Annotated in this window: 17 protein-coding genes; 10 read left to right on the top strand and 7 right to left on the bottom strand. The window is 33.8% G+C overall.

Annotation, left to right across the window (positions count from 1 at the left end; translation table 11 throughout):
• Nucleotides 1-72 precede the first annotated feature (72 nt).
• The 4 genes from ACRBBL_RS16865 to ACRBBL_RS16850 all read left to right on the top strand — a co-directional run bounded on the left by ACRBBL_RS16865 (nt 73) and on the right by ACRBBL_RS16850 (nt 5,155).
• Complete coding sequence (locus ACRBBL_RS16865) at nt 73-2,031, top strand: serine hydrolase (protein ID WP_431370242.1); 1,959 nt, start codon at nt 73-75, stop codon at nt 2,029-2,031.
• 67 nt (nt 2,032-2,098) lie between these two features.
• Entirely contained in the window at nt 2,099-2,710 is a 612-nt protein-coding gene (locus ACRBBL_RS16860) for a DEAD/DEAH box helicase (protein ID WP_431370241.1), read from the top strand.
• Between the two features lie 4 nt (nt 2,711-2,714).
• Nucleotides 2,715-3,356, top strand: coding sequence for a thiamine phosphate synthase (locus tag ACRBBL_RS16855; RefSeq protein ID WP_431370302.1), 642 nt, complete (start codon nt 2,715-2,717; stop codon nt 3,354-3,356).
• Between the two features lie 95 nt (nt 3,357-3,451).
• The gene (locus ACRBBL_RS16850; protein WP_431370240.1) at nt 3,452-5,155 is read left to right on the top strand and encodes a cytochrome P460 family protein; all 1,704 of its coding nucleotides are present in this window, start codon (nt 3,452-3,454) and stop codon (nt 5,153-5,155) included.
• Between the two features lie 109 nt (nt 5,156-5,264).
• Here ACRBBL_RS16850 and ACRBBL_RS16845 read toward each other — a convergent pair whose 3' ends face one another.
• The 6 genes from ACRBBL_RS16845 to ACRBBL_RS16820 all read right to left on the bottom strand — a co-directional run bounded on the left by ACRBBL_RS16845 (nt 5,265) and on the right by ACRBBL_RS16820 (nt 12,148).
• Nucleotides 5,265-5,456 carry a cold-shock protein gene (locus tag ACRBBL_RS16845; RefSeq protein ID WP_431370239.1) on the bottom strand — a complete coding sequence of 64 codons (192 nt, stop codon included), beginning with the start codon at nt 5,454-5,456 and terminating at the stop codon, nt 5,265-5,267.
• A gap of 81 nt (nt 5,457-5,537) precedes the next feature.
• Complete coding sequence (locus ACRBBL_RS16840) at nt 5,538-5,987, bottom strand: KTSC domain-containing protein (protein ID WP_431370238.1); 450 nt, start codon at nt 5,985-5,987, stop codon at nt 5,538-5,540.
• Nucleotides 5,988-6,146: 159 nt separating this feature from the next.
• Nucleotides 6,147-7,169 (bottom strand): hypothetical protein, encoded by a 1,023-nt coding sequence (locus ACRBBL_RS16835; RefSeq protein WP_431370237.1) that lies wholly within the window; start codon nt 7,167-7,169, stop codon nt 6,147-6,149.
• A 255-nt stretch (nt 7,170-7,424) separates the two neighbouring features.
• Entirely contained in the window at nt 7,425-8,645 is a 1,221-nt protein-coding gene (locus ACRBBL_RS16830) for a bifunctional alpha/beta hydrolase/OsmC family protein (RefSeq protein WP_431370236.1), read from the bottom strand.
• Nucleotides 8,646-8,739: 94 nt separating this feature from the next.
• Nucleotides 8,740-10,491, bottom strand: coding sequence for a hypothetical protein (locus ACRBBL_RS16825; protein ID WP_431370235.1), 1,752 nt, complete (start codon nt 10,489-10,491; stop codon nt 8,740-8,742).
• A gap of 91 nt (nt 10,492-10,582) precedes the next feature.
• Complete coding sequence (locus ACRBBL_RS16820) at nt 10,583-12,148, bottom strand: protein adenylyltransferase SelO (RefSeq protein WP_431370301.1); 1,566 nt, start codon at nt 12,146-12,148, stop codon at nt 10,583-10,585.
• A 298-nt stretch (nt 12,149-12,446) separates the two neighbouring features.
• On the opposite strand from ACRBBL_RS16820, the gene ACRBBL_RS16815 reads away from it, so the two are divergent.
• From ACRBBL_RS16815 to ACRBBL_RS16790, 6 genes are all read left to right on the top strand, one after another.
• On the top strand, nt 12,447-14,534 hold the full coding sequence (locus tag ACRBBL_RS16815; RefSeq protein ID WP_431370234.1) for a TonB-dependent receptor plug domain-containing protein: 2,088 nt from the start codon (nt 12,447-12,449) through the stop codon (nt 14,532-14,534).
• A 19-nt stretch (nt 14,535-14,553) separates the two neighbouring features.
• Nucleotides 14,554-15,183, top strand: coding sequence for an HmuY family protein (locus ACRBBL_RS16810; RefSeq protein ID WP_431370233.1), 630 nt, complete (start codon nt 14,554-14,556; stop codon nt 15,181-15,183).
• Nucleotides 15,184-15,321: 138 nt separating this feature from the next.
• Nucleotides 15,322-16,227: a DUF6607 family protein gene (locus ACRBBL_RS16805; RefSeq protein WP_431370232.1), complete on the top strand. Its 906-nt coding sequence runs from the start codon at nt 15,322-15,324 to the stop codon at nt 16,225-16,227.
• 3 nt (nt 16,228-16,230) lie between these two features.
• Nucleotides 16,231-17,733: an ankyrin repeat domain-containing protein gene (locus ACRBBL_RS16800; RefSeq protein ID WP_431370231.1), complete on the top strand. Its 1,503-nt coding sequence runs from the start codon at nt 16,231-16,233 to the stop codon at nt 17,731-17,733.
• A gap of 4 nt (nt 17,734-17,737) precedes the next feature.
• Nucleotides 17,738-18,232, top strand: a complete 495-nt coding sequence (locus tag ACRBBL_RS16795; protein WP_431370230.1) for a DUF2271 domain-containing protein — start codon at nt 17,738-17,740, stop codon at nt 18,230-18,232.
• 12 nt (nt 18,233-18,244) lie between these two features.
• Complete coding sequence (locus tag ACRBBL_RS16790) at nt 18,245-20,446, top strand: PepSY domain-containing protein (RefSeq protein WP_431370229.1); 2,202 nt, start codon at nt 18,245-18,247, stop codon at nt 20,444-20,446.
• Between the two features lie 28 nt (nt 20,447-20,474).
• Here ACRBBL_RS16790 and ACRBBL_RS16785 read toward each other — a convergent pair whose 3' ends face one another.
• Nucleotides 20,475-21,017, bottom strand: coding sequence for a DinB family protein (locus tag ACRBBL_RS16785; RefSeq protein ID WP_431370228.1), 543 nt, complete (start codon nt 21,015-21,017; stop codon nt 20,475-20,477).
• Between the last annotated feature and the right edge of the window lie 2 nt (nt 21,018-21,019).

Raw genomic sequence — 21,019 nt, 5'->3', positions numbered from 1 at the left:
TTTACATTTTTTTGACACTTCATATTCTTGTACAATCTAGTTTTACGAATAATTAGATGATAAAAAATAATTATGAAGAAAATCTCATGTATTGCAATGCTTTTGGCATTCATAATATCAATTCCTGCGTGTACAAAAACACCAGTAAAAAGCGAAAATGAAAAAGCAACTAAAATAGATAAGCTAGTTCAGTTGTATTCAGATTACGACATGTTTCACGGTACAATTTTAGTGGCAGATCAAGGTCAAATCATTTACAAGAAAGCTTTCGGATTGGCGAATATGGAATGGGATATTCCCAACCAAATAGATACAAAGTTTCAAATTGCTTCGATAACCAAATCTTTTACATCCATGCTCATTATGCAATTGGTTGCTGAAGGTAAATTGGAGTTGCACACACCTATTTCAACCTATTTAAAAGAGTATCCTAAAGCAAATGGTGATCTAATTACAATTCATCATCTACTCACCCATTCTGCTGGTTTTGATCGTGGTGTTGATGATAAAATATACAACAAACCAAAAGACATGGTGCATCAGTTTTCAAGTGCAGCACTTCAGTTTGCACCTGGAACTCGTTTTGCCTACAGTAACAATGGCTATACATTACTGGGATACATTATGGAGACTGTTACTAAAAAAACGTATGAAGACTTATTGAAAGAAAGGATATTTGATCCGTTACAAATGAAAAACTCTGGATTTCACAGACACAGACCAATTATTAAAAACATGGCGTCTGGCTATAACAAAAGTTTTGGGGAATACTATGACAATGATAGTACAGACAAATCTTCTGCGTATGCTGCAGGAGCAATTTACACTACAATTGAAGACCTTTTTCTTTGGGATCAAGCATTGAATACTGAAAAATTATTACCCAAAAAATATATGGACATGCTTTTTGAAAAGCATATTATTGATCATAATGCGCATTATGGATATGGCTGGGAAATTAGAGATAAACCGATTGGTACTACCAAAGAAATTGTAGAAACTACAGGTCATAGTGGTTCTATTGGTGGTTTTCGTTCGTTGTATACTAGAATTCCGTCTCGTAACGCTTCAATCATAATTTTAAATAATACAAGTCATTCCTTTCGAACTTCCATAACCACAGCAATTACAGGAATATTATATGATAAACCATACGATTTACCATCAATCCCTTTAGCAAAATTTATGGTTAAAACTATTGAAAATAAAGGGATTGACAAAGGTATTGCGTATTATCAAAAACATAAAAATTCACCAGAATATCATGTAAGTGAACAAGAGCTTATTATAGCAGGATATAAATTCTTGCATGCTGGAAATGCCAAAGATGCGGCTAAAATTTTCAAATTAAGTACTGAAGTGTTTCCCAATAAAGATAATCCGTATGATAGTTATGCAGAAGCATTAATGACACTTGGGGAAAATGAAGAAGCGATTACAAATTATAAAAAGTCTTTAGCATTAAATCTAAATAATAATAATGCGATTAAAATGCTTGCAAAACTAGGCGTTACCTATAGTACTGATCTTTTACAAACTGAAGATACTTGGGGAAAAGAATTATTCGCAATTCCATTGCATTTTGCCAAGGATATTGAATTGAAAGGTTTTGAAGATGCTCGATTCCCAAAAGGATGGAATGATACCAAAAGCCCCTATTTTTGGACCTATGCTTTTGCTTGGAAAGTTAATATCAATCATACCTTAAAAGTATCAGAAGTAACAGAATACATTAAAAAGTATTATGATGGTTTATTAGAAGGTGTAAATAAAGAAAAAGACCTTGTATTGCCTGAAACTACAGTAGAAATCACAAAAAATGATGATGGAAATTTTGTTGGGAAAGCAACCATTTACGATACTTTTATTACTAGAAAGCCTTTGGTATTATATTTTCATGTAGAACAAAAACTGTGTCCTAAAAAGAACAAATCAATTCTGGTATTTCGAATTTCGCCTAAAAAGGAACATCATACTGTATGGAACGATTTAAAAGCAATCAAAATTGTTGAGCATAGTTGTGATGATTAAGGACATACGCAGTATATTTGCCGCAATTAGTATAAATACTGCACGAAACAGTTAGTTCTTTATTCCTATGCCTTTTAAAAAATTACATGCTGATATAAAAGAGAAGTTAGCAGCTCTCCAAATAGTAACGCCAACTCCTTTTCAGAGCAAAAGCATTCCTGTCATAAAAAGTGGCGCCAATGTCTATTGCACAGCTTTAAAAGGAAGTGGAAAAACAACCGCATTGATCCTTACAACGTTACACAAATTAAAGTGTGAAGCTGTTGGAAATGCTCCAAGAGCTGTAATTATAGTTGAAAATAAAGAAAAAGCTTTAGAACTATATGATGCATTCTTAACCTACACAAAACATACTTCGTTACGAGTATATGTAGGATATGAACAACTTCATGTTGACATACAAAAATCAGAAATATTTGAAGGTATAGACATTCTTATTTCTACGCCAATAGCTATGAATAAGTTGTTGTTATTAAATGGATTAAATACTTCTCAATTAAAAATATTTAGTGTTGATGATGCCGAATTTCTAATTCAAAAATCAGCATATACAGCATTGATGTCTATTACAAACAGTATAGATAAATGTCAGTATGTTGTATATTCTGAAAAAATGCATCCGATACTAAAACGATTTGAATCTCACTTTATGGAATATTCTAAAATAGTGGCTGTCTAGTATGATGATACCTAAATTACATTATATAACACAAGGTGATTCTCCAAAAGAACAATTGGAAAATATTCAAAGAGCATGTTCATCTGGTGCAGAATTGGTACAATTGCGCTTTAGAAATGTTTCAGATAAAAAACTTTTAAACTTAGCCAAAGAAGCTAGAGAAATCACAGCTCATTTTCAAACAAGATTGCTAATTAACGACCATTATAAAATAGCAAAAGAAGTGAAGGCAGATGGTGTTCATTTAGAAAAAATAGACTCCTGCCCTACGATTGTAAGAAAGCATGTGTACACTTGGCAAATGATTGGCGGTACAGCAAACACCTTGCAAGACTGTGAAAAATTACTCAATAAAGAAGTCGATTATATTGGTTTAGGCCCTTTCAGATTTACAACAACCAAAGACAATTTACCTCCGATTTTAGGTGTAAATGGTTACAGGGCAATTATAGACGAATTAAACACCGAAACACCTATTATTGGTGTTGGAGGCATTACCACAGCAGATGTTACAGCTATACTAGAAACCGGTGTTTCTGGAATTGCGGCTTCTGGAGAAATTACCCGAAATTTTAATACCATAAAGACATTTCATCAATTACTAAAAGCATCTTCAACAGAAGAACAACGCTATACATTTAAGTGAAGAATGGAATGATTTTTAGCTACTAAAAGCTTGTTTTAAGTGTATGTCGTATATATAGAGTATCTTATGTTGCGAAAACCAAAAAACTTGCCACCATGAAGCCTTTCTTTTATGTACTCATATTATTTTGTTTACTAACTAGTTGTAAAGATATTGCTAAGCCTGAATATGCTGCTATAAGTGATAAACTCCCAACAGACTTACGTTCTGGAGCAACATCAAATGAAGCAGCTACGTTTGCATGGGATACTTTTTTAGCAATTAATACACCTACAACAGATGGAACTGGAACACTTTGGGAAAACTACAAAGAAGCCTATGATATCTTTTTACCCAATGCTGAAACGCCTGCTGCTTGGGGAAAACCAAGTTCAGGAAACCAAACCGTATGTGATTCGATTAATATGAATCATAAAATTTTAAGAACCACTTCAAAAATAAGTCCGTTAGTTACGGAAACAAATCAAGCAGTTGGTGGCGTGCTTATTGATAAAAATTCCAATTTGGTACATTATGAGGTGTATATGAACAAACCAATGTTTGAATATGTCTTAAAAAATCAATTTTATAATGCTTTAAAACAAGCTGGAAGTGATATCAAATTTCCTGTGGGAAGTATGGAACTGAAAGCTTCTTGGCGGATTTTAGATCCCAAAAAAGATGATACAAGTCGTTATTATACTTCTAAAGCTATTGTGTACATTCCTGCTAGTGATTCTATTCAAAAGGATTCTTTCCCAGAAATAGTGAAAAATAATATACAATACTGTTCAGAACAATTAGTCGGATTGGTGGGACTTCATATTGTTTACAAAACACCATCTAATCCAAATTTTGTATGGATGACTTTTGAGCAAAATGATAATGTAGAAACCGAAGCCACAAAGAAAGCTGGAATTACACCTTCTTTTTATGATCCATCTAAAGCCATCGATTCTTGTGAAAATAATAGCCGACAAGTTGATTGCCCGAAGCAAATAATGACACAAGTAACCAGACAAAATCCTATTCCTGATTGGGTTAAAAAAGCAAATGCAAACTATCAAAAAAAGTTACATGCAAAAAAATCTGTTTGGGAACATTACCAACTTATTGGTGTACAATGGCCTACAGATACTACTAAAGTTGGAAACCCTATATTACAAAATTTAGCAAATAGTAGCATGGAGACTTTTAATCAAACAGCGAGTAGTTGTATTGGTTGTCATGCATTTGCCCGTTCTTCGAATCCTACAAAATATTCAGATTTTAGTTGGGTTATGGGAAGAGCAAAAAATCCTGTTGCAAAATTGCCTGCACCTAATGGACCAGACTTATTAAAATATGTGATGCGCGTTGATCCTTATAAAAAATGGGAAACTTGGCCCGACGATGAATGGAATGTCTTTAGTAAAGCGACTCCTGGTGAAAATCCTCATGGGAAAATGATTAAAATTTATGTGAACGATATTGCCTTAAATGCATACAAAGACAATCCAAAAACACTTACTACTTTGCCCGTTGGAAGTATTGTTTTAAAAGAAAATTATAGAACAACTCCTCCAAGCGAACCTCATTTTAGTGACTTGGTAGAACTAACCATTATGTATAAGGCGAAAGATAAAAATGGTACTGTACGCTGGTTTTGGGAAAAAGCACGACCATTTGGCCCTGTAGATTCTGCTAGTTTTGATCAACAAGGATGTATTAGTTGTCATATGAACTGGAAAGGAAATGGAGATGGAATGCTCAGTTTTAATTTTGGAAAAAGACCTGTTATTACAGATACACCTTTTAATGCTGGTGATAAAAAGAAATAGTGCTATAAATTCAGTTTCTATCGAAAGAACTAATTATTTTACAAAATTTTGCCCATAAAAAAAGCCCATCAATCATTGATGGGCTTTTGTAAAACTTTGAAGTATATATTTAAATAACTTTGACGTTTACTGCGTTTAAACCTTTTCTTCCTTCTTGCAGATCGAATTCAACTTCATCACCTTCGCGAATTTCATCGATTAAACCTGAAATGTGAACAAAATGTTCTTTGTTTGAACCTTCTTCCGTTATGAAACCAAATCCTTTGGCATCATTGAAAAACTTTACTGTTCCTTTACTCATTGTAATATATTTAATTTTTAATAATACTTATTTCTATTCAATTACTGTGCCAAGAATGACAACAGTATGTATGCTTATTTATTATGCAGTTTCTAATGTGCGCTGCGTTCTTCTATACATATACTTAGGGTATATATTACGTTTTGCAAAACGATTTAGATTCCCAGCACTCATCATTTTTTGAAAAACCTGTTTGGTAACTCCAAAATATTCATACGTAGCACCATCAGTAAAAGTCAATTCTAACAATAAACCTTTGTGTTGGTAATCTGCAATAGCTGAATTAGTAATTGTTTCTGTATATTCTGGCAAGTTCTTTTCTTTCGTTTCTGGTGCAATACTTACTAAAAAATGATATCCGTCAATAATTTTTCGGCTATTGAGTTCTGCTTCTTCCTGTAAAGCATCTCCATTTTGAAACTTATCTGGATGCCATTCTTTTACCAAGTTACGGTAACTCTTCTTTAAGGTCTTTAACTCGATTTCGTTTTCGACTCCAAAGAGTTTCTTGTATTCGTTTATGCGTTTCATGTCAAATTTTATTTGAAGCGGCGAAAGTACATCTTAATATTTAATGAACTGCTATAGAATTGAATAAAAGAATTAGCTGTTTTCGATTATTATATTTTGACCTCTCAGCAAATCAAAGATGAAACAAAGTCTAACTATCTAAGTAAGTCTATAAAACAATTAAGTCGTAAGAAGCGCATACGGAGCAATTTGCATAGGCAGTTTTCCTGAAGCTGGTTCATCTGGAGAAATGGCTTCCGAGTCAGAAGTACTATTGAAAGCATCAAAATTGAGTTTTAGGTTTTGAAGGTTTGGATAATTCTTTTTATCTTTTGCTATGACCATAATTTGCAAGATGTCTCCAATGTAAATATGCGGATCTCCATATTGAATAAGGGTAAAAAGTGACGGAATGTGAACATCCCAATCAGAAACTTCTCCTTTGTATTTGTTAGTAATCCAATTGCCTACATTTGCGGCAATATTAGTTTGTCCACCATTTGAAGTATGAACAATACGAATAGGAGCTTCTTCGGTGCTGTTTTCTGCGAACTTTTTAAGCATCAGTTCCGCTGAATCAACAGGGATTTCTCCAAAATTGCCTCTTCCGGTGTACAAACCACTTACATAAAAATTACTGGTAGGAGCACCAAATTCATAATCGTCTTCTTCCTTTTCTGTAGCATTCTCCATCATATTTCCTGTTTGATCTCCTTTTACTAAGGTACCTGAAAATACCATGTGATATTCTTTATTTCTAAGTCCTTCTAACAGAATTTCTTTAATATCATCGTTGTCTGAACCGTCCATTGGAAGGTCTTCTTCTTCTATTGGTGCAGCAATCCATTCAAAATTTAATGTAGCAATTTCACTGTAATGATTTATGATAATTTCCTTTACAGCTTCTGCTATATCATATTCCCAACCTTGCCATTTGCCATCATCTTCTCTATAACAATATGGAGGATGATCATAAGTGCCAATTTTGACATGTTTCCATACAATTGGCGAATTTGAGGCTAACAATTCTGAATACTCTGGAAATTCAATTTTTGGGTTTGCATCTGTGATAGCAGGCGCTTCCCATCGTTCACCAAAATATTCTTCAAATAAGTTTTGATATAAATTTTTCCCTTTGTCATCAATTTGCGTTGTGTATTCTTGAAAGGCTGCAGAGAATACCTGCATTAATTGTGATTGCATACGAATTGGTTTAGATGCGTTAATTAACTTTCATGACGATTTACTATCGATTTTTGCCATGAAATTCAAACTGAATATCAAACTTAAGATAGAAATATTACCTAGTTGATGATTTGCAGTTTGGTAAATTTAAAGTTAAAAAAATTCTTACGCAACGAGTATAAACACCTGAAAATAAAATCCATACAGGCAATCAGATAGTAATGATAAAATATAAAAACTAAGAATCTAAGAAGTCCAACAATCTAAGTAAGTCTAGTTAACAACTTCACTCTCAAACACGACTTGACTCGCCAAGGTCTTATGAACAGGACATTTTGCTGCAATTTCTTTTAAGCGTTGTTTTTGTTCGTCTGAAAGATCACCAACAAATTTTAACTTCTTCGTAATAAAGTCTATGCGTGTTGGTTTCTCCATCTCAATACCAAGTTCTGTATTTTTCTTTTTACTGTGCGAAATGTATACAAACACTTCTTGTAAGTCCCAACCTTTACGATTGGCATACATTTTTAGTGTCATGGTTGTACAGGCGGCCAAACCTGCGTATAACAATTGATATGGCGAAGGTCCGAAGTCATCTCCACCAACTGAAATAGGTTCGTCTGCAATTAAATTGTGATTTTTCATCTGAATCTTAGTGGTGAAATTATCTTCTACCAAATTCAAATGCCCGATTAAGTGTTCGCCTTCGGTATCTAACATTTTGTTTTCTTGCTTTGGAAAATAACGCTCAACCCAAGATCCGATCATATTTCCAGCATAGCGACTGTCTCTTTCTTGCATTAATAAGTGATCGGCATTATCTAACGACACAAAACTTTTCGGATGATGTGCGTTTACATACAATTCTTTTGCATTTTCAATTCCAACAATCGTATCAGTTGGCGAATGCAGAATTAATAAAGGTTTACGCAAGTTTTTTACGATTGTAGGTAAGTCTGTTTTATCAAAATCTGTCACAAATTCTTTATTAATCACAAACGGTCTTCCACCAATATTCACCTGAACATCTGCATCATCTTGAACTTTATGAATATCGTGCGAAAACAAGTGTTTTACATGACTTACATTTGCCGGTGCGCCAATGGTAGCTACTGCTTTTATATCATCTAATTTCGAAGCTGCAACCAATACTGCTGCGCCACCAAGCGAATGACCAACTAATAAACTAGGTGCTTGAAAATTAGTTTTCATATATTCATGAACTGCTACTAAATCTTCTACATTTCCAGAAAAATGGCTTTCTGCAAACTCGCCTTCACTCCTACCCAAACCTGTAAAATCGAATCGTACCACGCCAAAACCATGTGTTGTCAACGTTCTACTGATATTTTTTACGGCATTTAAGCTACTGCTACATGTAAAGCAATGTGCAAAAATGGCGTAATAGTGTGGTTTTTGATTCGCAGGCAATTCTAAATATGCATTTAAGTTATGCCCTTTTTTATTCTGTATTTGGAGTTTTGTGCTTTTCATTGGTTTGTCTTTTCAACTATTATCGAATACATGTTTAGTACGATAAAAATACGAAACATTACGAATAGCTATAAACAGTTGAAAAACAAATAGTTTACTTCTTTTTCTTTATAAAATCAAAAACTTCCTTATTACTATATACGTTCCAAGCACTTAATTGATACAATAAATTTACTTGCGCTTTTGTCAATGAAATTCCTTTTGTCAAACCATTCTCAAAGATAAGTTTGTATAAAGGAAAATCTGGAAATTGACCTTTTGGACCTAGACAGATTTGATTTAATACTGGCTCTTTTAATTTGTTTTGCCATTCGGGAACTGTTTCATTGTACACCCATAAAATTTCAACTTTGTGCCCAGCAGGAATTCCCCACCATTTATTTTTTACAGTTCTCAATGTTGTTTTTGTCATAACTGATCTGCCTTCTTTTTTGGCAGTACTCAAACCATCGTATACTGTCTTAAAATCTTTTTTTGTAAAAATTTGATTGTTGATATGATTTCCTATAGGATATCCAAATAGTGGAAATAAATCACTATCTATTTGACTTGCTTGTGGCGGACAATTAGCGCTTGGCGATAAATCTACAGTGATTGGTGTATCTGTATTGATAAAAACGACTATTCGTTCAACACCACGTTGTAACAAGGTAATGAGTCCGTAGTTCTCTAAATTTCCACCATCTGTAAAACGGTATTTTTCTGCTTTTTGAACGACACCACTTTTTGAAATTGGCCAATATTCTTCTTCAGGAATTAAATGATCTAGCGAATAACCTAATAGTATATCTGAGGATAATTGTAAAAATATATTTGAACTTACAATTGCTCCAAAAGCTGCACTACTCGTTCCTGTTGCGTCAACTGCTTCAAAGCGTTTTTTTGCGAGTTTTACACGTAATGGAGTCGCATCCGTATTTGAAAGTTGTCTGTTTTGGGAAGAAAGTAAATCGCTTCCAAAACCAAAAGGTTCTACAAATCCGCCGCCAACATTAAAATGAACGGTTTTACCAAAAATAAGCTCCTTATCTGTAATCCTTAATGGATAATTAGATCCAATATATAATGGCGTATAATTAAAAACGGATAAGTTTTCTGGATTTCGAAGAGGCAAATCTTTATTGGGTCCTAAAAGACTGGAGTTTACCACTAAAAATGGTCTTTTTATATCTCCTTCTTGTTTATGAACAGTTATAAAATCAGATGCTTTCAGTTTAGGGTTTCTAGCTAATATATCATCTCTAGTTGCAATATCGAGCGTAAAATATTTAGGATGTTCAGGATCGTAGAGTCCAAATGGTTTTAGGTAAGTATGTCCAATTCCATCAATCCAAATAAAGTCCATTTTTTGAAGAATTCCGTGAGAAATCAAATCTAAACCTAATCGTCCAAAAAGATCATCCATAAGACTCTTTGTTATTACTTCTCCCATAAAGCCTTTTGTCATTTGTTGAAGATTTTCCAAAGTAATATCTCCTGGAGCCATGATAGTTCCTAGCAGTTGTTTGTCATTTTCTGCTCCATCTCTATAATAGGTAAATATGGTAGAAGCCCACGATCCTCCAGAAACTGCTGAGATATATCCAATATCATCCCAAAGCCCTATACTATCTAAACCTTTCATTTGTCCAATAGCACAATTCATAGCACGTGTACCGCCGCCAGAAAAGCAAACGCCTGTTTTTGGTAAGTTTAAACTAGCCTCCGGGAATTGTTCTGGTGTATCTGCTTTACTCCATGCTAAAACAGTTCCTTTTGTCCTACAGCTTGTACAAACTAAGAATGAAAATAACAGAAGTAAAAATAATTGATAATACGTTGATTGGTTTGTTTTTATTAGTTTCATAATGGTTAGTTATTTAGTGGCTTTAAGATATGTAATTTTAAAACACTAATAACCAGTGATTTCACCTGATTTTCCACCAAACAACAAACTTTTACGAACTACACGAAAGCATAGAACAACCCACTTTGTTTCGTGCCCATTCTGGTCGTTTTGCATACCATTTTTCATATTCTGGCTGCTCGTTATACGGACGTTTTAAGACTTCGTATAATTCTTCGATAACAGAGTAATCTCCTTTGTCTGCTGCATTAATTGCGAGTTGTGCCATGTAATTACGCAATACAAATTTCGGATTGACTTCATACATTTTGAATTTTCGAGTTTCGTCTCTATCTTCTTCTTTTTGTAATAATTCAATGTATTTTGTAAACCATACATTCCAAGCATCTGTGGTAGCTCCTGCTAATTCTAAAGGCTTGTAAAACGATTTGTGTATTTTTTGAAAAGCTTCTTGTGCCGTATTTTTCTTCTGAATGCGTGGCAATTCGCGGAAAAAGATGGTCATGTCGGTTTCTGTTAGCTGTAGATTTTTCTCTAAATCTTCAATCAATTCCTCAACTTCAGCATTTTTTTCAGTTAAACCGATCTTTTTAGACATCATCTCCACATACTTCAGATCAAAACTTTTCTGGTAATTTTCCAAAATATCTTCCAGTGGTTTTGCGTCTTCAATCAACGGATATAAGGCATTTGCCAGTTGTACCAAGTTCCACAATGTGATTCCTGGCTGATTTCCATAGGCATAGCGATGATTTCTACTATCAGTTGTATTTGGTGTCCAATTTGGATCGTATCCTTCCAACCAACCATACGGACCGTAATCGATTGTGAGTCCTAAAATAGACATATTATCTGTATTCATTACACCATGTACAAATCCGATGCGTTGCCAATGCAACACCATTTCTAAGGAAGCATTTACTATTTTTTGAAAAAATGCAATGTATTTTTCTTTTCCTTCAGATTGAATGTCTTTGTGAAAATTTCTAATCGTATAATCTGCTAAATTTTTAAGATTTTTATGATCTTTTCGAGCTGCTAAGATTTGAAAGTTTCCAAAGCGTACAAAACTTGGCGCTACTCTACAAACCACAGCACCTTTTTCGTATGCTTGATTGCCGTCGTATAACATATCACGCAATACTTCATCACCTGTTAAAGCTAATGATAATGAACGTGTAGTTGGTACACCTAAATAATGCATGGCTTCACTACACAAATGTTCACGAATGGACGAACGCAATACGGCAAAACCATCAGCTGTACGTGAATATGGCGTTGCTCCTGCTCCTTTGAGTTGCAATGCCCATTGTTGCCCATTGGAACGAATTTCTCCTAAATTGATCGCTCTTCCATCACCTAATTGTCCAGCCCAATGTCCAAATTGATGTCCACCATAACACATTGCATACGGATTCGTTTTTGGGTAAACTGTTTTTCCAGAAAATGTATGAAGGAATTCTTCCGAATGTGTATCGCGTTCCAAATCGAGCACTTCTGCAACTTCACCTGCAATGTGAATCATTTTAGGATTGGATGGAATTCTCGGAGTTACAAATGAATAACAGGCTTCAAATACTTTTCGTGGCGTATTGTTTTTGTTTGGATCGGCCGGTAATTCTTTATTGAATGTATCTTTTATATTGAGTTTCATGATATGGCAATGCTTCTTTAAACGCCTTTTAATATACAAATAAGCGTTCTTTTTTTAAGTATGGTAAAGATACTACTTAACATCTGTTGAATAAAACACTGTGTACACAAAGTTTTTTAATTCGAAAAGTTTCTTTTAACATGAATTCTCTTCAAATAACAAATTAAAATGCCCTTAAAAGCACTTCCTCACGACTTATAAATCGGTATCAAATAGTCACTTAAAAATTTTAACAAAAAAAGACTGTTCTTATTTAGATTGAATAAAAATAAAATATATATTTGCAATCAAATTATATGTAATGAGTCTAAATAAAAATAATATTCTATTCTATTTCTTCATGCTTTTGACAGGTTGTATGTATTCGCAACAGCCTGAAACTCTAGAAAAAGATTCATTGAAGATAGAAAGATTAGACAATGTTGTAATTACAGCAACACGAACAAAGCGACAACTATCTTCACTCCCACTATCGGCTTCAATTATCTCAAAAAAGGATTTAAAAGCCATCAATGCAGTTCGTTTGAGTGATATTTTAAATGAACAAAGCGGTTTAATTACTGTTCCCGATTTTGGTGGTGGCGAAGGAATTCAGATGCAAGGATTAGATGCTGCGTATACACTTATTTTAGTAGATGGTGTTCCATTAATTGGCCGTTCAGCTGGAACTTTAGATTTAGATCGAATTACGGTTGGAAACATCAGACAAATAGAAATTATAAAAGGTGCTTCTTCTTCGCTCTATGGAAATGAAGCGCTTGGTGGAGTAATTAATATCATTACTGAAACTCCTAAATATGGTATAAAAGGAAGTATTCAACAGCGTACAGCTTCATTTGAAACCTATGACACTCGCGCCGATATTGGTTATAAAAATGACAAATTCAGTATTTCAGGTTTTGTAAATCGTTATAGCAGTGGCGGTTTTGATTTAAACGAAAATACGACTGCAAATACAGTTGAACCATTTGAAAACTATACGATATCTTCAAAAGCAACGTATGATTTTTCAGAAAAAACAAATCTATTAGTTTCAGGTCGCTTCTTCACGCAAACACAAGACAATATTGCTTCAGAAACTTTACAGGGAGAAAGTGACGTTAACGAATGGAACATTCACACCAAATTAGCGCATGCATTTAATAATAAGTGGGAAAGTTCACTGGAGTTTTATGCTACAAATTATGATGCTTCTGAGTTTCTAAACGATAATGCTAGCAATACAAGGTTTAGTGAATCGTTTTTCGATCAAACCATGATTCGACCAGAATTGCGCACGGTTTATAAAGCTTCTGAAAAAACAGCATACATCGCAGGAATTGGATATACGTATGAAACCCTGGATCGTACTTTTTTTGATCAAACTCCAAAATTCAAAGCTCCATACCTATATGCGCAATACGATGGAAATCCATTAGATAAGTTAAATGTAATTGTCGGTGCACGATTTGATAATCATAATGTATACGCATCACAATTCAGTCCAAAATTGGCAGCTCGTTATGAAATAAACTCAAAATTAGCCGTAAAAAGTTCCGCAGGATATGGTTTTAAAGCACCAGATTTCAGACAACTCTATTTTAATTTCACCAATGCTACAGTCGGTTATACTGTTTTAGGATATGATGCAGTTGCAGATGCTATTGCTCAATTAGAAGCAGAAGGACAAATTGCCAATCAAATAGTGCCGGTAAGTGCTTTTTCAGATGAATTAAAACCAGAAAGTTCGCTTGCTATTAATATCGGATTGGATTACAATCCAACATCCAAACTATCATTTCAACTAAATGTATTTAGAAATACAATTGATGATTTGATTGATACACGAATCATTGCCAATAAAACCAACGGACAAAATGTATTTAGTTATACCAATGTAAACGAAGTATACACACAAGGTTTGGAGTTTTCTACAACCTGGAAAGTAATTAAGAATCTACAGTTTTCAGCAGGATATCAATTGCTATTTGCAAAAGATAAAGCAGCGGAAGATGGTTTTGAAAACGGACAAGTATTTGCTAGAGAAAGTCTAAGTTCTCCGTCTTTTCAACTAGAAACTTCTGATTATTTCGGACTCTTCAATCGTTCGCGACACATGGCAAACGGAAAACTATTTTACAAGATTCCCAAATGGAACGCAAACGCAAATATCAGAACTGTATATCGAAGCAAATACGGTATAGCTGATTCTAACGGAAACGGATATTTAGACAGCTACGACAATTTTGTAAACGGATATGCAATTTGGGATATCGCATTCAATAAAACAATGTATGACAAATACACTTTTGGTGTTGGCGTAGACAATCTTTTTGACTTTACCGATCCACAAAACATCAGCAATATTGCTGGACGAATTATATACGGAAACCTAACAATTCAATTTTAAATATAAATACTAAATAATCATGAAAACTATTAAATTTTTAACCCTTGTTTTACTATGTATAGGAAGTATCGCTTGTAGTAGTGACGATGATACCACGCCACAATTACTACCTGTAAACTCAGAAACAATAAGCAATCTACATGCGCCACAAAACGGAGGACAAGGACAACCTGTTTCGGGTACTTTTGCCAAATTTAATTTTGCAACTGGTCAAGCTACCACAAGTGATACAGATTGGGATATTGCTTTTAGAGGAACTTCAATCATTATTAATGGAGGCGCATCTTTAGGAACTACCGATGAACCTGCACGTACAGGAAATGCAGCAGTATATATTGAAGATGGAACCATGAGTTCTGTAACTGAAGTAAAAACTGAAAATTTAGTACAAGATATTACTTCAAGTTATGCAATACCTAGCGGTAGCGGAAATGGTTGGTATACGTATGCTGGTCCGCCAACACACTTAATCAATCCTACTCCAGGAAAAATATTGGTTATTAAAACACACGACGGAAAATATGCTAAAGTTGAAATATTAAGCTATTACAAAGATGCACCTGATGCGCCTGATGCTTTTGTAAATGAAAGTCGCTATTTCACATTTAACTATGTGTATCAACCAAACGATAATGTGACAAATTTTTAATCTATAAAGACTTATAAAGTGAGGTTTATTTTTCGAGAATACCTATTATTTTAAAATAGATTTTAGAATGTTTCTCGAGCCTTAAAAAAGGCGTAGCCATCATAAACTGCGCCTTTTAACTCTAAACATCGTATCAAAATGAAAAAAAACATACTCCTACTCGTTATATCGCTTGTTGCTATCAATATAGCAAGTGCACAGAGTAAAAAGAAAAAAGACAGAAACGCGATCAAAGAAATGTGTGGTTGCTTTGAAGTAACCTTCAATTTTGCAGAAACATTTCAGCATAGTAAAGACTCTTTATACAAACCTTCAAAAACTAAAATAGCTACAGGTTTGGAATGGGCAGAACTTGTTGTTGATGAAAAAAATAAAGTTTCTATTCAGCATTTATTACAAGTTGGAAACCCTGCTAAACCACACATTGTGAAGCATTGGCGTCAAGATTGGTTGTATCAAAACACTGATTTCTACATGTATAATGGAGATAATAATTGGGTTTTTGAAGAAAAGTCTAAATCTGATGTAAAAAAACAATGGACGCAAAAAGTGTTTCAAGTAGATGACAGTCCACGCTATGAAGGCTCTGGAACTTGGGTTCATGTTGATGGAAAAAGCTACTGGGAAAACACAACCGATGCGCCATTGCCAAGACGTGAATATACAAAGCGTAGTGATTATAATGTAACTGTTCGTGGCAACCGACATGAAATTACAAACAATGGTTGGGTACACGATCAAGACAATTTAAAAGTAGTACGAGAAGCTGGAAAAGAGGATGTCATCATTGCTAGTGAAAAAGGATACAATGTGTATAAAAAAGTAGCAGATAGTCGTTGTAAAGCTGCTGCTGATTGGTGGAAGGAACACCAACTAAAATGGGCAACAGTTCGTCAAAAATGGAACGAAGTTTACAATAGAAACACAGATTTATCACTAGAAGCAAAAGTAGACAACAAAGCATTGTACAAGTATTTATTCTCAGATGAAATCAAAAAAGAAGAAGAAATAAGTACAGTGATTGAATCATTCGTAAAGAAATAAATGATGATAAAAACTATTAGAATACTTTCAGCAAGTATGCTATTTCTATTTGTAGGAGTTGGTATTGCGCAACAATCCAATGAATTTTTGAGTAGAGCGTATTGGAAAACGAATCCAAGTATTGCAGATATTGATCAAAAAATAGCCAAAGGAAACGATATTGCTGAACTCGATCGAAATATGTTTGATGCTGTCTCAATGGCATTGATTGAAAAAACAGACAATAAAACCATCAAATACTTGCTTTCCAAAAAGGGAAATGATGTAAACAAACTCACGCATGATGGAAGAACATACATCTTTTGGGCTGCTTATAGAGATAACCTAGAAATGATGAAATTTTTAGTTGAGAAAGGTGCGAAAACAGATATTATGGATAGTCATGGATATTCTGTAGCAAATTTTGCTGCTGTTACAGGTCAGTTAAATACTGAGTTGTATAATTTTTGTCTCATTCGTGGAGCAAATTTTTCTAAAGATACCAACAATGACGGTGCCAATGCACTTTTGTTAGTAGCACCTTTCGCTAAAAACTTTGAGATTATTGATTATTTTATCTCAAAAGGAGTTTCATTGAAAAGTACAGATCATAACGGAAATGGAATTTTCAATTATGTCGCAAAAGCAGGAAACATTCCACTAATGAAACGTTTAATTGAAAAAGGAATTGATTACAAAACGTTAAGTAAAAAGAATGAAAATGCTATTATTTTTGCAAGTCGCGGATTAAGAAGAAAGGTGAATACATTAGAAACATTCAAATATCTAGCTTCATTGGGAATTGAACCAAATATTACAACTACAGATGGCGAAACACCATTGCTCTCATTGGCTTCTAAGTCTAAAGATTTGGCCCTTATCAAGTATTTTGTGGACAAAGGTGTCAATGTAAATCAAGCCAATACAGATGGAAATACACCACTGTTATATGCTGCATATCGAAATACTGAAGAAATCGTTCGTTATTTGGCTTCACAGGTAAAAAACATCAATCATCAAAACAAAGAAGGTGCAGCTGCTTTAACAAATGCTGTTTATAGAAATTCACCTAAAGTTGTGTCGCTTTTGTTGAATAAAGGCGCTGATATTACGGTTGTTGACAAAGAACAGAACAATCTTGGGTTTTATCTATTGAAAAATTTCAATTCAAAAAAACAGGAAAATTTCAATAAAAAGTTAGCATTATTAAAAGCAAAAGGATTTGACTTTTTAAAGCCTCAACCAAACGGAAACACCTTATTTCACTTGGCTTTAGATTCAGAAAACATCGCGTTAATTAAATATGTACATTCACTTGGAGTCAACGTAAATAAGCAAAATAAAGATGGTATTTCACCATTACACATTGCGGCAATGAAGGCTAAAAACGCGAAGATTCTACACTATTTAATTTCTATTGGTGCCGATACGTCTCAAAAAACAACTTTTGATGAAAGTGTATACGATTTAGCAGCAGAAAATGAGTTATTGCAACAAGAAAAAATAGATCTCACATTTTTAAAATAAAAACATGAAAAAGTTAACAATACTACTAACGGCCTTTGTTTGTATACTCTCTGTTTGTATGCTTACGAGTTTTAGCACTACTGTAGAAAGTTCTAAATATAAATGCATGATTCAAATGAAAAACTATACTGGCGAAGGCGCGTATATCGTAATTTCTTTGTTGAATGCTAAGGATGAATATGTGCAAACCTTATACGTACAAGGAAATGATAACGAATGGTATTCAGACATTACAGAATGGTGGAAATTTCATGGAAAAAGGCGTCCCGATATTGATGCCATTACTGGAGAAACTATTAGCGGTGGCGAACGAAAAATTAGTGTGATTGAAATTCCGAATGATAAAATTGACGCAGGTTATAAAATACGTTTTGAAACTGCTGTGGAAGATCAAGAATATTATACCGACGACGTACAATTTGAACTTACATCAGCAACTGTAAAAAGCAAAGTGACTGGAAAAGGGTTTATTCGATACATTCGAATGATTCCACAATAAACACATTCATCAATGACAATTTCTATCTGGAGATATAGCCACTTATTGTTGGCTATATCTTCTTCCCTATTTATAACAATTGCTTCTATAACAGGAATTATTCTAGCGTTTGAGCCTATTTCAAATCAGTTAGAACCATATGCAGTAAAGAATTTAGATGAAATATCTATTGCGAATACTATTTCTGTTCTTCAAGAAAAGTATGATGAAGTCATTGACGTAAAAGTAACCAATGATGATTTTGTCATTGCATCTGTAATTACAAAAAGCGGCGCTAGTGAAACGTTTTACATCAATCCAACAACAGGGGAAAAGTTGGGTGATCTTGTTGAAAAAGCACCAATTTTCAAGTTTGCCACTAACCTACATCGTTCTTTATTTTTAAAAAGTACAGGACGCTTTATTGTTGGTTTTGTATCTTTTTTACTCTTCTTAATCGTACTTACAGGAACCATTCTTATAGCAAAACGACAAGGTGGAATTCGTCGTTTCTTTACAAAAGTTGTCAAAGAGAATTTTCAGCAATATTATCACATTCAATTAGGGAAAATCATGTGGATTCCGTTGGTGATTATCACACTTACAGGAGTTTATTTATCATTGGAAAAGTTCTCCTTATTGCCATCCTATCAAGTTTCGCATCAAAACGTTGAATTTGCAGAAACACTTCCCCAAAAAGTACATCCAACAGATTTTGAAGTATTCCAAAATACAACTCTATCAGAAGTAAAAACAATTGAATTTCCATTTTCAGATGCTATCGAAGACTACTTTTTAATCAAACTCACAAATAAAGAATTACAAGTACATCAATATACAGGAGAAATTCTGAGTACATATCAGCTTCCGTGGGTTGCCATTGCTTCTCAATGGAGTTTGCTATTACACACAGGACAAGGAACTATTTTGTGGGCTATTATTTTACTACTCGCTTGTATCGCCTTGATTTTCTTCATGTATTCTGGTTTCAAAATGACCTTGAAACGTACCAAAAAGAGCTTAATTTCTAAAAATACACATGATAAAGATATTGCTGAGTTTATCATTTTAGTAGGCTCAGAAACTGGAAATACCTATCGTTTTGCAAATCTGTTTTTTAATGCGCTTCTCGCGAATGGAAAAAAGGTATTTATAACGCAATTAAATGCATATACAAACTATAAAAGTGCTAAGCATATCGTAGTAATGACGTCAACATATGGCGAAGGAGAAGCACCAAGTAATGCTAAACATTTTGAACGTTTATTGCAAAACACAAAACATCAACATACCATTCAATATTCTGTTGTTGGTTTTGGTTCATTATTGTATCCTGATTATTGTAAATACGCTGTTGAAGTAGATATACTCTTGAATGCACATGCTAATTTTAAAGCTGTCATGCCTGTGTTTAAAATAAACAATCAATCGTTTACTGCTTTTGAAGATTGGTCTAAACAATGGGGAAAACAAACTGGAATTCCGATTGAAATCAAAAAACCAAAAGCAAACATCAATCTGAAAAAATTAAACTCCTTTTCTGTTATAGAGCGTTCAGATATAAACGAAGATGCTACATTTTTAATTCGACTTCAACCTACAAAAAAGCAAAAATTTCAATCAGGCGACTTGTTATCATTCTATCCAGAAAACGATTTGGTAGAACGACAATATTCCATAGGTAAAATAGATGGCACTATTGTTTTAAGCGTGAAAAAACACGAATTTGGTTTGTGTTCTACGTATTTGAGTCAATTATCCGAAAATGATACTACAAAAGCTACCATAAAACGTAACCATGAATTTCATTTACCTAGCGATTCAAAAGAGATTATTATGATTGCCAACGGAACTGGAATTGCGCCATTTTTAGGAATGATTGATGAAAATAAAGACGCTAAAAAACTGCATTTATTTTGGGGAACACGCACAAAATCGTCTGTTAATGTATACAAAGAATTTTTAGACAAAGGACTCGATTCTGATCAATTGACGAGTTTACATATTGCATATTCACAAGAAACTGCAACAAAACAATATGTGCAAGATATAATTGAGCAACAACAAAATTTTATAGCAACTGTTTTACAAAATGAAGGTGTTATCATGATTTGTGGCTCAGTAGCGATGCAAAATCAAGTGTTAAACATATTGGAAATCATTACAAGATCAAAATTAAGTTTGCCATTGAGTGAATTTGAAAATATGGAGCAAATTAAAACAGATTGTTATTAAATTCAATATATAAGAATCACTAGTTTATTTACTGAAACAACACATATCTTGGCGGCACAAGTCCGTTTAATCGCATATACACCAACATTTGTCCTCTATGATGCGTTATATGATCTGAGAGTAATAATAAAATTTGTCTTTTCGTTCTATTCAATCCGAAGTAATCCAGTCTGTCACTAAGTTTATCTACATCAAATGCTGTGATTAGTTTGATGGCTTCATCAAATGTTTTGTTGATTAAAGCAATCATTTCTTTTTTGGATTTGTTGGCAACTTTAAATTCGGTATCTGTTTTCCAAACTCTGGCTTTTCGACCGCCTAGTAAGGACTGACTGTGCCAATCCATTGCATATCCAATGTGTAATAAGTTTTGAGCAAACGTCAATGATTCTGGCGATGCTTTGTAGTCATATTTATCTTCTGGCATTGTTTCAGCTACTAGAATTAAATACTTTTTTGAGTTTTCTAATCGTTCCAAATATTCCTTGATAAAATCATCTTGTTGTGCAACCAAAGGAGTTGTGAATGAAGTGAATAGAAATATTGAAGTGAGAATTAATAGTTGTTTCATGG

The sequence above is a fragment of the Kordia sp. genome (assembly GCF_050633145.1).
GTDB lineage: Bacteria > Bacteroidota > Bacteroidia > Flavobacteriales > Flavobacteriaceae > Kordia.
This window is presented reverse-complemented; position numbering and strand designations above follow the sequence as displayed.